The sequence below is a fragment of the Berryella intestinalis genome (assembly GCF_000814825.1).
GTDB classification, from domain to species: Bacteria; Actinomycetota; Coriobacteriia; order Coriobacteriales; family Eggerthellaceae; genus Berryella; species Berryella intestinalis.
Map to the genome: position 1 here is coordinate 130,626 of NZ_CP009302.1, position 13,318 is coordinate 143,943.

10 protein-coding genes are annotated in these 13,318 nt (G+C 63.1%); all 10 read left to right on the forward strand.

The window, feature by feature from the left end; all coding sequences use genetic code 11:
• Position 1 precedes the first annotated feature (1 nt).
• The 10 genes from JI75_RS00510 (at position 2) to JI75_RS00555 (ending at position 13,258) form a co-directional block, all read left to right on the forward strand.
• The gene (locus tag JI75_RS00510) at positions 2-763 is read left to right on the forward strand and encodes a TorD/DmsD family molecular chaperone (RefSeq protein ID WP_052241466.1); all 762 of its coding nucleotides are present in this window, start codon (positions 2-4) and stop codon (positions 761-763) included.
• A gap of 95 nt (positions 764-858) precedes the next feature.
• Entirely contained in the window at positions 859-2,697 is a 1,839-nt protein-coding gene (locus JI75_RS00515) for an ATP-binding protein (RefSeq protein WP_240993182.1), read from the forward strand.
• The gene (locus tag JI75_RS00520) at positions 2,675-3,385 is read left to right on the forward strand and encodes a response regulator transcription factor (protein ID WP_039687962.1); all 711 of its coding nucleotides are present in this window, start codon (positions 2,675-2,677) and stop codon (positions 3,383-3,385) included. Before JI75_RS00515 ends, JI75_RS00520 begins: the two co-directional genes overlap by 23 nt.
• 288 nt (positions 3,386-3,673) lie before the next feature.
• Entirely contained in the window at positions 3,674-4,108 is a 435-nt protein-coding gene (gene rplM / locus JI75_RS00525; protein WP_039687963.1) for a 50S ribosomal protein L13, read from the forward strand.
• 2 nt (positions 4,109-4,110) lie between these two features.
• Positions 4,111-4,503: a 30S ribosomal protein S9 gene (gene rpsI / locus JI75_RS00530; RefSeq protein ID WP_039687964.1), complete on the forward strand. Its 393-nt coding sequence runs from the start codon at positions 4,111-4,113 to the stop codon at positions 4,501-4,503.
• Between the two features lie 206 nt (positions 4,504-4,709).
• Positions 4,710-6,260 carry a helix-turn-helix transcriptional regulator gene (locus tag JI75_RS09365; protein ID WP_039687965.1) on the forward strand — a complete coding sequence of 517 codons (1,551 nt, stop codon included), beginning with the start codon at positions 4,710-4,712 and terminating at the stop codon, positions 6,258-6,260.
• Between the two features lie 175 nt (positions 6,261-6,435).
• On the forward strand, positions 6,436-8,292 hold the full coding sequence (locus JI75_RS00540; RefSeq protein ID WP_039687966.1) for an FAD-binding protein: 1,857 nt from the start codon (positions 6,436-6,438) through the stop codon (positions 8,290-8,292).
• Between the two features lie 412 nt (positions 8,293-8,704).
• Positions 8,705-9,394: a cytochrome c3 family protein gene (locus tag JI75_RS00545; protein WP_039687967.1), complete on the forward strand. Its 690-nt coding sequence runs from the start codon at positions 8,705-8,707 to the stop codon at positions 9,392-9,394.
• A 178-nt stretch (positions 9,395-9,572) separates the two neighbouring features.
• Positions 9,573-12,092 carry a ribonucleoside-diphosphate reductase subunit alpha gene (locus tag JI75_RS00550; protein ID WP_039687968.1) on the forward strand — a complete coding sequence of 840 codons (2,520 nt, stop codon included), beginning with the start codon at positions 9,573-9,575 and terminating at the stop codon, positions 12,090-12,092.
• A 107-nt stretch (positions 12,093-12,199) separates the two neighbouring features.
• Positions 12,200-13,258, forward strand: coding sequence for a ribonucleotide-diphosphate reductase subunit beta (locus JI75_RS00555; protein WP_039690186.1), 1,059 nt, complete (start codon positions 12,200-12,202; stop codon positions 13,256-13,258).
• Positions 13,259-13,318 lie beyond the last annotated feature (60 nt).

Genomic DNA, 13,318 nt, shown 5'->3' on the forward strand with positions numbered 1-13,318 from the left:
GATGGCGGTCGACGGAGCGTTCGAAAGGCCGGTGTCTGCCCAGGAGCTGCGCGCGTTTCAGGCGCTGTTCCTGTTCTGCGGGTGGCTTCTGTACGACGATCTGAGCCCTGAAGAGCTCGATCGTCTCGGACGGGACGCCGCTATGTTCTCGGAGCCGCCCTTCTCCCAGGTGGCTCCGGGATCGTCCCGCGCGTTTCGGAGTGCGTTGGAAGACGGCGCGGTCGAAGACGGTTTCGCCCGCACCGTCCGCCTCGATCGGACGTACCTGTTCTACATGGTTGCCTGCAGCCATGTCTCACCGTACGAGTCGGTGTACCGCACCGACGACGCCACCATGTTCGGGCCGACCACGCTGCAGGTGCGCGAGCGCTATGCGCAGTGGGGCTGGGAGTTCGAGAAGCTGGGAAGCGAACCCGACGACCATATCGGCGCCGAATTCGTGTTCATGGCGCATTTGCTCGACCGGGCGGCGGGATGCCTGGAGCGCGCCGGCGGCCAGGGCGCGTCGGGAGAAGGGGAAGTCGCCGAGGTGCTGTGTGCTCTGCGCGGTTTCTTGTCCGAGCACGTGCTAGTGTTCGGTCCCCTGTATCTGGATAACCTCGCCGCGCAGGCTCGTACCGACTTCTACCATGCGGCGGCCCGCCTCGCGTCCGATGTGCTTGCATCTGCCGAGAGGTTTTTCGAGGCTCGGGCGGTCGAACAGATAGACCGAGATCGGTTCAGCGTGGTGGGGCCTTCGGTCGAGGGCCCGTCCGAAATGTGATCCGGTCGGTATAATGGAGGCGACGCGACCTTTCGGGGGGAAGGGGCGCGCCGTCTTGATGAAGGGATCGAGCGCGAACGCGGGGGTGGGGCGAATTGGGCCGTGTCGAGTGGCGGTTCGCGGATCTGCTGGGCCGGCCGTCGAGGGGCGGCGCCAAAGATCCTGCGGCCGATTGCGCGCCCGTCGTTTCCCGCGTTGGTCTGAGAACCAAGATCATCGGGTTTCTCACCCTGGTTCTGCTGGTGATATGCGTCGCCTACATCGTGTTCACGTACTTCGGCCAGAAAGAGCGCACCACGGCCGAGCTGCTGGAAACCTCGCGGGTGCTGGTTCTGGAGATGGACGCAGTGTGGGATTTCGTTTCCATCAACCAAAACGCCATCAACTACACCTCCGACGGCGTGTACGACTACAAAAGCCTCCACTGCGCGATCGCGGGCAAATCGGTGGCCACGCTGTTCTCCGATCGATCCGACTACCTCATACGCTTCACCAACCTCAATCCGCGCAACCCCTACAACACCCCTGACGAGTACGAGGAGCGGGCGTTGAAGGATTTTTCCGAAAATCCCCAGGTCACCGAACGTTATGGCTACGAGACGATGGACGGCGAGCCGGTGTTTCGCTATGTCTCGAGCATGGAGGTGGCGCAAAGCTGTCTGGAATGCCACGGCGGGCCTGCCGGCGAGCTGGATGTTACCGGGTACCAGAAGGAAGGGTGGAGCGAGGGGGACATCGCCGGGGCGGTGAGCGTCGTCGTTCCTACCGAAATCGCCGACGCATCCATGCGGGCATCGGTGTTCAGCAACGTCTTGTTCTTCGTGTTTCTCATGCTTGGCCTGGCCCTGCTTATCTATGCGGTGCTGGGATTCCTGATCACCTCGCCCCTCATGAGGCTCTCGTCGTCGCTTTCCCGCATGGGCGGAACGGGCGCGGGTTCGTTCGAGCCGCTTTTGGGCGAGGCCGGCCCCGAGGGCGGCAATCGCGTCGCGTCCGTTTCCGCATACGCCGCATCGAAGGAGATCGACAGCCTGTTCGTCCAGTTCGATTCGATGGCCGGGCGCCTGTCCGACCTGTACTCGAACCTGGAGTTCCAGGTAGTCGAGCGAACCGACCAGCTGTCCCAGGCCAACGAGGAGCTGAAGCTTCAGCGCCAGCGCGTCGAGCGCATCAACGCGCGGCTTGCGCGGGACAACCGCTACAAGTCCGACTTCCTGGCCATCGTGAGCCACGAGTTCAGGACCCCGCTCACGTCCATTCTCGCCTTCACCGAGATGATCATCGACAACGTGCCCGAGTCGGACACCGAAACGCTTTCCCAGCTGGAGGAGATCCGCAAAAGCGGCGCCATCCTCCTCGAGATGGTGGACAACGTGCTTGAAACGGCGCGGATCCAGGCCGGAAGCGAGCGGCTGAACCTCGAGCTGGTCGATGTGAGCGACGTGGTGGGGATGGTGGCCGCCGCGCAAAGCGCCGTCGCCGCGCGCAAGGGCGTCTCCCTTTCCACCAGCGTCCAAGCCGACGTTCCCCTCCTCATGAGCGACTGGGAGAAAGTGCGCCGTATTCTCACCAACCTCACCAGCAACGCGGTGAAGTTCACGCCCAGCGGCGGTCGGGTGAATGTGGAGGTTTCGGCGGGAGAAGCCGGGAAAACCGTGATCATCAGGGTTATCGATACGGGAATCGGCATCCCCAAGGACAAGCAGCGGCTCGTGTTCGAGCGGTTCACGCAGGAAAACATGTCGACCGTCCGCCGATACGGGGGAAGCGGCCTGGGGCTTTCCCTGGTAAACGACCTCGTTTCCATGCTGGGCGGCGAGGTTTCGGTGGAAAGCGAGCCGGGGGAGGGGAGCATCTTCACCGTGGTGCTGCCCGTCGATTCGACCGATGCGAGCAGGGAAGGGAGCGGCTGTGGCCAAGATAATGCTGATTGACGACGATGAGGGCATGCGGTACCTCATCGAGCGGATCGTGCGCAAGGCCGGGTACAGTTTCTGCAGTGCGACCTGCGGGGAAGAGGGGCTCGAGCGGCTTCGGGCCGAACGGCCCGACCTGCTTATCCTGGATGTGATGCTGCCCGATATCAACGGGTTCGAGATCTGCCGGATCATACGCAGCGAGGGGCGCCGCGTGCCCATCATGTTCCTCACGGCCAAGGGCGACATCGTGGACAAGAGCGTGGGCTTCAACGCCGGTGCCGACGACTACCTGGTCAAACCCTTTCTTCCCGAAGAGCTGTTGCTACGCCTCAAAGCTCACCTGCGTCGACGCGAGCGCGATGCCGAGCAGCTCGAGCGGGCCGCCGAGGCCAAGGCGGTGTTTCGCGTGGGGGGATTCGAGCTTCACTTCGGCAAATACTACGTGAGCGTCGACGGCCGCAGCGTTCCCCTGTCCTCTCGGGAGTTCGAGTTGCTGGAGTTTCTGGCATCCGACCCGGGCAATGTGTTCACGCGCGACCAGATCCTGCAGCATGTGTGGGGAAGCGCGGAGGCGGCCGATCCCAACAGCATCACGGTGTTCGTGAGGAAGATCCGCGAGAAGATCGAGGAGGATCCCTCCAAGCCGCGCTACCTCATAACCGTGTGGCGCGTGGGGTACAAGATCGCCGATCGGCTTCCCTGACGCGCACATGGGAATTTTGTGAGGAGGCCGCCGGGGATAATGCGATTCCGATATTGACGAAAATGCCTGTTCGACCGTACAATACTCGGGTTCGCTTTCAAAAGCCCCGTGACGCAGGCGAATCGGAAGCACCGTGCGAAGGAGTCCAGGCCCGAGCAGGTGAGTCGGCGTAGGAAACCGGCATCCGTATGATCTGCACTTTTGAAAACCAACACCCCGCGCAGGCGGGAGAGGTTCACCGCAACGTATGTTGCAGCGAATTTCGAACAGGTATTTGGAGGAATAGAAGTGAAGACGTACTACGCAAAGCCCCTTGAGGTTGAGCGCAACTGGGTCTTGATCGACGCTGAAGATCAGATCTTGGGTCGCGTCGCTGTCGAAGCGGCTAAGATTCTGCGCGGCAAGAACAAGCCTCAGTACACTCCTCACGTTGATACCGGTGACTTCGTGGTCATCATCAACGCCGAGAAGATCCGCGTGACCGGCAACAAGGCCACCGATAAGCGCTACTATCGCCACAGCGGTTACCCCGGCGGGCTCAAGTCCGAGTCCTTCAACGAGGCCATCGCCAAGCACCCCGAGCGCGTGCTCGAGCATGCCGTCAAGGGCATGCTTCCCAAGAACACGCTCGGTCGCGCGATGGGTAAGAAGCTCAAGGTGTACGCTGGCCCCGAGCATCCCCATGCGGCCCAGCAGCCTCGCGAGTTCAAGATGGAGGGCTAGTCATGGCAAATGAAGCTTTGTATTACGGCACTGGCCGTAGGAAGAACGCCACGGCTCGCGTTCGTCTGGTTCCCGGCACGGGCAAGGTGACCGTTAACGGTCGCGAGGCCCTCGACTACTTCGGCCGCCAGGCCCTGGTCGACTTCGCGGTCGCTCCCTTCAAGGTGACCGATACCGAAGGCCATTTCGACGTTATCGCCCTTCTGAACGGCGGCGGCATCTCCGGTCAGGCCGGGGCTCTGCGCCACGGCATCTCCCGCGCCCTCCTGGGTGCCGGCGAGTACCGTCCCGAGCTGAAGAAGGCCGGCTTCCTCACGCGCGACCCCCGTATGGTCGAACGCAAGAAGTACGGTCTGAAGAAGGCTCGCAAGCGTCCGCAGTTCTCCAAGCGCTAAGCGTTCCTGCAGAATCTGCATATTCGGAACCCGTCGGATTTTCGGCGGGTTCCTTTCTTTCGGGCCGCGGCGCGTTTCTTTTGCTGCCGGATGGATCCAGGTGCGCCCTCGCTGGATTTGCGGGTGGGTCAAGGTTCGGTTTTAGGTAGAATGAAGCGACCGCAGCGCGAAGCCGCGGTCGCTTTTTCTAAAACGAAAGTTGCTTGATGACTGGGATCTCGCGCTCGAACGGCACTACCGCTTTCAATGCAGGCTGGACGTCTTGCCTACCGGCTCTTGGGCTGGGCCTGCTATTTGCGTCGTTCCTCTCCGTGATCGAGCGGTCAACGGCCCCGACGTTCCTGGCGGTCCCCGAGGGTCTGCCCGGTCTCGCGCTGGTTCCCGCGGTGGGGGATGCGCATGCGCTATTCGTGTCCTCTTCGATGGTGGGGGCGGTTCTCGCGGGCGTTGTCGCGGCGCTGTGGTTGCATCGCCGGCCTTCGGGCTCGGGCGATGGGGCTTTGCCGGGTCGCGCGCTGTCAGCGGTCCAAGCCGCCTTCATGGCCTTCGGGTTTGCGGGGGCGCTCTCCATTCAGCTGACGGGTGGAGGCGCGGTTGCCTCCACCTTGTGCGGATTGCTGTTCGGTGCCGGTGGGCTTGCCGGGGCGGTGGGGTGGTCGGCTCTCGTTGCGAGGTCGTTTCCCGACTCTTATGCGCTGCACGGATCCTCCGCCATCGCTGTGGCCGGCGTTCTGACGGCAGTATCCTCTCTCTTCGACGGCATAGGAACGGTGACGTACGCGGCTCTGCTGGCCGCAGCTCAGTTTGCCCTGGTCGCGGCGGTGCGGCGCACGTCGCGCGATAGGTTGGGATCCGAATGCGAACCGGCTGTGCCGGGCGAGGGGAAAGCGGCGGGCCGCCTTCCTTTCGGGGACCTCGCGCTTTCCTTGGGCGGTGGGCTTCTGGTGCTGCTCATAGCCGGCCTTTCCTGGGATCCGAGGCTTGCCGGGATCGAAGGGCAGGCCGAGGCGCTCGGCCGGCTGGTCTCGGCGGCGGGCACGGTGTTGGTAGGGGTCGCGGCGGCCCTCGTCTCGGCTCGGTGCGGCCAGGAGCGCTTCTTCTCCATCTGGTGCGGTGCGGTGTATCCGTTTTCCGTCGTCCTCACGCTGGTCCTGCCGTCGTTCGGGCGCTTCGCCTGGTTCGTGGCCGCAGCCGCGCCCGTCGGGTTTGCGGCCATCCTCGTTGCCGCCTGGTGCTCAACGGCCCGCATAGCGGTTCGGGCCGGTCGCCGACTGGTGCCGGCGTTTCTGGCGGGCTATACCTTGTCGGGCTTGGCGTTTGCCACGGGATTGCAGCTCATCGCCGTCATCGGGGGTGAGGGTCAGCTGCTGTGCCTGGTTTTGGCCGCTCTGTATCTGGGGATACTCGCAGCGTCGTTCGCGCGGGGAGGGACGCTGATGTTCGCGCCCTCGGGCGCTTCGGAGCCGAAGGATTTCGCAGCCGATGCCGAGGGCGGGGCCGGGGGACGGCCCGCCGTTGCCGAACAGCTCGCCGATCGCTGCAGCGCCATTGCAGCGGACAAGGGCCTTTCCAAGCGCGAGAGCGAAGTGTTTCGCTATTTGGCGCGCGGGTACACCCAGGCCTATATCGCCGAGCAGCTTTTCATCTCCGAGAACACGGTGCGCACCCACGTTCGCCGCATCCATGCGAAGCTCGGCGTGTCGTCGCGTTCCGAGTTGCTCGAACTGGTCGACTTACCTGATCAAACGGACGGCTAATCGATTTCCGTGATGCTTTGACCAGGGGTTGCGAGGAAAAAATCATCGCTTTCGGTGATACCTAGGCGCAAGGGGTCGGGCGATACTTTTCTCCAGTTGGGAAGGTGGGGGAGTCCTTCGGACCCGCTTCGGGCGGGTATGAGGGCGCTCCTTCCAAACATCAGAAGGAGGAAAGATGAACAAGGGAATCTCGCGCCGCGACCTCTTCAAGTTCGGAGGCATCGCCGCAGTGGGCGCGGCCGGTGCGGCGGCTTTGGGGGGCTGCTCTCCGAAGGCGGCCGGTTCGAGCGCCAAGGAGGAGGCTGCGTCCACGGTCCTCGAGGGCTATTGCGCTCCCGACGGCGGTTGGCTGGGGTCGGCCCCCGACGTGAAGGCGACTTCGACCGTAGATTGCGACGTGCTGGTGGCGGGTTCGGGCCATGCGGGCATCCAGGCCGCTTTGGCTGCTGCCGAAGGGGGCGCCAAGGTAGTGGTGATCGATCTGGTCACCGAGGAGAACCGCAAGGTCAAGGGCGAGGACATCGGACACGTCAACTCCCAGTGGCTGATCGACCAGGGGTATGGCCCCTACAACGTGGGCGAAGTGACCGCCGAGTTCGTTAAGCGCACCGCCGGTCGCGTGAACCCCGAGATCATCCGCAAGTTCGTTGCGAATTCCGGCGAGATGTTCGACCATACGGCCGCTTTGGTGCAGTGGCCCGACAGCCGCATCAAGGTCACCGAGACCGCCGACCCCAGCATCTCTCCGCTCGATCCCAGCCAGTGCATCTGCCAGGTGCCCGGCATCGCCGCCGACGGTCCGGTCGAGTACCCCATCGTGCGCGGCGACTATAAGTCCTGGGCTGCGGTCGCCCAGTTCATGGGCCCCATTCAGCACGAAGAGTTCCCCGGCGTCGCCGCGTTTTCCCGCCTCGACGAGTTCCAGCAGTTCGCAATCCTGAAAGCCCAGGATCTCGGCGCCGAGTGGCACTACGAGACCAGCGCCGTGAAGCTGGTGCAGGAGTCCGAGGGCGGGAAGGTGACCGGGTTGGTCGCCAAGAAGGCCGACGGCTCGTACGTGCAGTACAACACCAAGATCGGCGTCATCCTGTGCACGGGGGACTATGCGGCCAACGTCGACATGGTCTACAACCTCAACACCGAGATCTCCGAGTGGGCCCTGCGCAACGGCGAGACCAAAGACGATCTCAAGGGCTTTTCGACGTGCGACGGCATCGGCCAGCGCATGGCGTGCTGGGCGGGCGGCGAGATGGAGCCCTCTCCGCGCCCGGTGATGGTGAACGGCGGCGGCGGAGACGGTCCCTGGGGCACCACGCCGTATCTGTGGCTGAACAACGACGGCAAACGCTATATGGACGAAGCCCAGATCCCCGCGGCGTGGCCGGCCACCCTGCGCCAGCCCAAGGGCATCATCTGCACCGTGACCGACGCCGACTGGTACGAGACCATGAAGAACGCGGGCCTCGATCACGGCGCCCCGAACTACGGTCGCCCCGTGTACTACGAAGAGCTCATCGAGGACATGAACAACGTGCCCGTCGGCAGCAAGGAGGGCGGCAAGTGCCGCACCTGCACCATCGCCGAGCGCATGATGTCCACGGTGTATGCGGCCAACACGCTTGACGAGCTGGCCGACCTGGCGGGCTATACCGGCGAGGCCAAGCAGAACTTCCTCAAAACCATCGAAGAGTACAACAAGATGTGCGAGGCGGGAGAGGACACGCAGTACGGTAAGGACCCTCTATTCATGAAGGCCATCAAGACCCCGCCCTTCTACGCGTGCCCGACCAAGAACGAGCGCCGCGTGAACGCCGGTCTGGTCACCCTGGCGGGGGTTACCTGCAACGAGAACCTGGAAGTCATGAACGCCTCGACCGACGAGCCCATCGGAGGGCTGTGGGCGGCGGGCAACTGCCTGGGGGGCCGCTACGGCACCGGGTACGCCACGCCGTTTGCGGGCAACTCCATCGGCATGGCGATGACCCACGGCCGCGTTGCCGGAAAGCTCGCCACGGGACAGGCCGTCCTCTAGGTTTCACGGGGGCGCGGGTGGGGAGGCTCTCCCCACCCGCGTTTTTGTGTAAAAAAGCGGCGGATTATGCGAATCACCCGTTTCCTTGAGGTCTTTTCCTGCGGAAATGTAAAAAAATCCCCCCTTTATGGTGATACCCAAAACGGTGCATCGGGGGCATAATCTACACTCGATGGAAAGTCCGATTCGCTCGGAACCGGGGTTCCCATCGCATCCGGACGAACTTTCGCCCATCGACGCCTCCGCCCTCGGGGTTCCGCTTCCTCGGAACTTGCGGAGAGCTTCGATGGGGCATGCGAAGCTTCGCATGGGATGCTGTCGCGAAGGAGGGGGTGTCTCCCGAGCGGCGAGGTAGGTAGCGTAGAGGGCGCTGCCTGGAAAAAAAGGTCTCGATCAGACAAGGGAGTTGATAATGGACGAGAACAACAACGTTGAGCCCGCACCCAAGAAGCCGAAGAAGAACCGCCTGGTGATCCTCGGCGTCGTGGCCGTGGTCGTGGTTGCCCTGGGCATTGGGTTCTGGCAGTGGCACAACACCGCCGGCTTCTGCTCGGCTATCTGCCACACGCCGATGGACGAGTACTACGACACGTGGGCCAACGGCACGACCGACCGCATGGGCAACGCGGTTTCCAACCCGAACGGGATGCTGGCGTATGCTCACGCGAACTACGACGAGGCTGGCAACGCCGTCGAGCACGGCGCCGGCATGCAGTGCATGGGCTGCCACGTTCCCACCATCAGCGAGCAGGTCTCCGAAGCGGCCGCCTGGGTTTCCGGCAACTACGAGTACCCGCTTGAGGCCCATACGCTCGACGACCTTGTCGCCGCTCGAGGCCTCGAGGACAGCACCCAGTTCTGCATCAACAGCGGCTGCCACTCCGACCTGCAGGAGAAAAGCGCATTCGTCCAGTCCACTGCGGCGATCGACGCCAAGCGCAACCCGCACTCCATGCCCCACGGCGATGTGGCGTGCACCGAGTGCCACCATGGCCACACCGTTTCGGTGAACTACTGCACCAACTGCCACAACGACTCCGTCGTTCCCGATGGTTGGATGAACGCCAAGGACTACAAGAAGCTGATGGGCTCCTCCAAGTAGGAAAAGCTCTTCCCTTCTTGCAACGCAGAGGCCGGACCCTTCGGGGTTCGGCCTCTTTTTCTCTGCGGAAGGGCGCCAAGTTGTCAGTCGTCTGTCAGTTCATGGAACGATCACTATATCTGGTATCTTCTGACCTCGTTAACCACTAGGTATATTGCGAATCGTCAGGAGTTCATCGATGCAGATAGTGAAGAGAAGCGGAGCGTTCGAGCGCTACGACGGCTCGAAGATCGTTTCGGCGATGGAGAAGTCGTTTGCGGCGACGTCCGCCTCTGTGTCCCCGGCCGACCTCGAACGGATGCTGGGCCTGGTAGAGCGCCGCATGGAGGAGACCTCTGCCACCACGGTCGAGCAGATCCAGGACCTGGTTGAGGAAACCCTCATGAGCGAGGGGCATTTCGCCCAGGCGAAGGCGTACATCCTGTACCGCTCCCGCCGCAGCGCCCTGCGCCGCGATCGCGAGGAGATCGTCCGCCTAACGGGCGCTCCCGAGCTCGATTCGGTGCTTGCGCTGGTCCAGCGCGATTTCGCTGACGAGTTGTACGGGGTGTCCGCGTGGCTCGCCCGGTTCCACGGGTTCGTCAAGCCCGACATGGACGTCGACCAGCGCCTCGACGCCCTGATCCGCGCCGCAGTCGAGCTGACCACCCAGGAAGCTCCCCTGTGGAGCAATATCGCCGCGCGCGTTCTGGCGTTCTCCTTCCACGGAAAGACCGCCCGCGCGATGGCGCAGCGCGGGGTGGGGAGCTTCTACGACAAGGTTCGGATGCTCACCGACCTGGGCCTGTACGGCTCCTATATTCTGGAGAACTACACGCGGGACGAGATCGATCGCGCCGCCGGGCTTATCGACGACGCGCGCGACGGGCTGTTCGATTACGCGGGGCTCGATCTCATGCTGCGCCGCTACGTCATCCGCACCCACGAAGGAGAGGCCGTCGAAACCCCGCAGGAGATGTTTCTGGGAGTGGCTCTCCACCTGGCCATGCGCGAGGATCGTGCGGTGCGCATGGAGTGGGTCGAGCGCTTCTACGACATGCTGAGCGAGCTGAAGGTGACGATGGCCACCCCGACGCTGTCCAACGCGCGCAAGCCGCACCATCAGCTGTCCAGCTGCTTCATCGACACCGTGCCCGATTCGCTGGAGGGGATCTACCGTTCGGTCGACAACTTCGCACAGGTGTCGAAGTTCGGCGGCGGCATGGGCATGTACCTGGGCAAAGTGCGCGCGACAGGCGGTTCGATCCGCGGGTTCAAAGGCGCCGCCGGAGGGGTGATCCGCTGGATCCGCGTGATCAACGACACGGCGGTTGCCGTCGATCAGCTGGGCATGCGCTCGGGGGCCGTGGCCTTGTACCTGGACGCCTGGCATCGCGACCTGCCCGAGTTCCTGCAGATCCGCACGAACAACGGCGACGAGCGCATGAAGGCCCACGACGTGTTTCCTGCCGTGTGCTATCCCGACCTGTTCTGGAAGCTGGCCAAGCAGGATATGTCGCAGGAGTGGCATCTCATGGATCCGCACGAGATCCTCGTGGTGAAAGGGTACGCGCTTGAGGACTACTTCGGGGAGGAATGGGAGCGCCGCTACCTCGATTGCGTGGCCGACCCGCGCATCTCCAAGCGCACGATGACGGTGCGGGACGTGGTGAGGCTGATCATCAAGTCGGCGGTCGAGACGGGTGCGCCCTTCGCGTTCATGCGCGACACGGTGAACCGCGCCAATCCCAACCCGCATGCCGGTGTGATCTACTGTTCGAACCTGTGCACCGAGATCGCTCAGAACACCTCGGCGATGGAGACGGTTTCGCGCGAGGTGGTTACCGAAGAGGGCGATACCGTGGTGGTTACCACGGTGCGGCCGGGGGATTTCGTGGTGTGCAACCTGGCCAGCCTGTCGCTGGGCCGCATTGCGGTCGAAGACGATGCCGAGCTGCGCGAAGTCACGCGTTCGGCCGTGCGCGCCCTGGACAACGTGATCGACCTGAACTTCTACGCGCTGCCGTACGCGCGCGTGACCAACCATAGGTACCGCTCGGTCGGCCTGGGCGTGAGCGGCTACCACCATATGCTGGCCAAGCGCAAGATCCGCTGGGAAAGCGAGGAGCACCTGCAGTTTTCCGACGAGGTGTTCGAGCGCATCAACCGCTTCGCCATCGAGGCTTCCAGCGACCTGGCCGCCGAGCGGGGAAGCTACGACCGCTTCGAGGGTTCCGATTGGCAGACCGGTGCCTACTTCGACAAGCGCGGGTATGCGGGAGGCGCGTGGGAGGAGGTTCGGGCCAAGGTCGCTCGGCAGGGGATGCGCAACGCCTACCTGCTGTCGGTGGCTCCCACCAGCTCGACGTCGATTCTTGCGGGAACCTCGGCGGGGCTCGACCCCATCATGCGCCGTTTCTTCCTGGAGGAGAAGAAGGGGATGATGCTGCCGCGCATCGCCCCCGAGCTGTCCATGGAAACGTACTGGTACTACAAGCCGGCCCACCTGATCGATCAGATGTGGTCCATCCGCGCAGCCGGCGTGCGCCAGCGCCATATCGACCAGGCGCAGTCGATGAACCTCTACATCACCAACGAGTTCACCATGCGCCAGGTGTTCGACCTGTACGCGAGCGCATGGGAGGCCGGGGTGAAAACCGTTTACTACGTGCGGTCGAAATCGCTCGAGGTCGGCGAATGCGAGAGCTGCTCGGCGTAGGTCGCATCGATTTCCGCAGCGCCGGACCGCGCCCGCAGCGTGCCGTCGCCGCGTTCGGATGGACGCCCGATCGCGCCGCCCGAACCGTGTTCACAGAAAGGACTATCATGACGCTTGGCTCCGACGACCAGCTCAAACGAACCCCCCTGTTCAACCCCGACGGCGATACCGAGGTGAGAGCTCGCCGCATGATCGGGGGAAACACCACCAACCTGAACGATTTCAACAACCTGAAGTATCCCTGGGTGTCCGACTGGTACCGCCAGGCTATGAACAACTTCTGGATCCCCGAAGAGATCAACCTCGCCCAGGACATCAAGGACTACCCGAAGCTCACCGAAGCCGAGCGCACCGCCTACGACAAGATCCTCTCGTTTCTGGTGTTTCTGGACTCGCTGCAGTCGGCGAACCTCCCCAACGTGTCCGAGTACGTTACGGCGAACGAGGTGAACCTGTGCCTGCACATCCAGACGTTCCAGGAATGCGTGCACTCGCAGAGCTACTCGTACATGCTCGACACCATCTGCAGCCCCGAGAAGCGAAACGAGATCCTGTACCAATGGCGCGATGACCAGCATCTCCTCAAGCGCAATACCTTCATCGGCGACCTGTACAACGAGTTTTTGGCCGATCGCAGCCCGCGTGCGCTTCTGCGTGTGTGCATGGCCAACTACATTCTGGAGGGCATCTACTTCTACTCGGGCTTCATGTTCTTCTACAACCTGGCGCGCAACGGCAAAATGCCCGGCAGCGCCCAGGAAATCCGCTACATCAACCGCGACGAGAACACGCACCTGTGGCTGTTCCGCAACCTCATCACCGAGTTGCAGGCTGAAGAACCCCAGCTGTTCGACGACTCCATGGTTGCCGAGCTGCGTGAGATGCTGATCGAGGGAGTGGGCCAGGAGATCGCCTGGGGACGTTACGTCATCGGCGACGACATTACCGGGTTGACGTCCGATATGATCGAGCGCTACGTGCGCTACCTGGGGAACCTGCGCTGGAGCCAAATCGGTTACGGCATGCTGTTCGACGACTGCCGCGAGGAGCCGGCCGATATGGAATGGGTGGGACAGTATTCGAACGCCAACATGGTGAAGACGGATTTCTTCGAGGCTCGCTCGACTGCCTACGCGAAATCAACCGCTCTGGTGGACGATCTGTAGGAGGGCCGTTCCCGATCTACGGCTCTCCCGTTCGGGGTCGAACGGCGCGCTTTGCCGCCC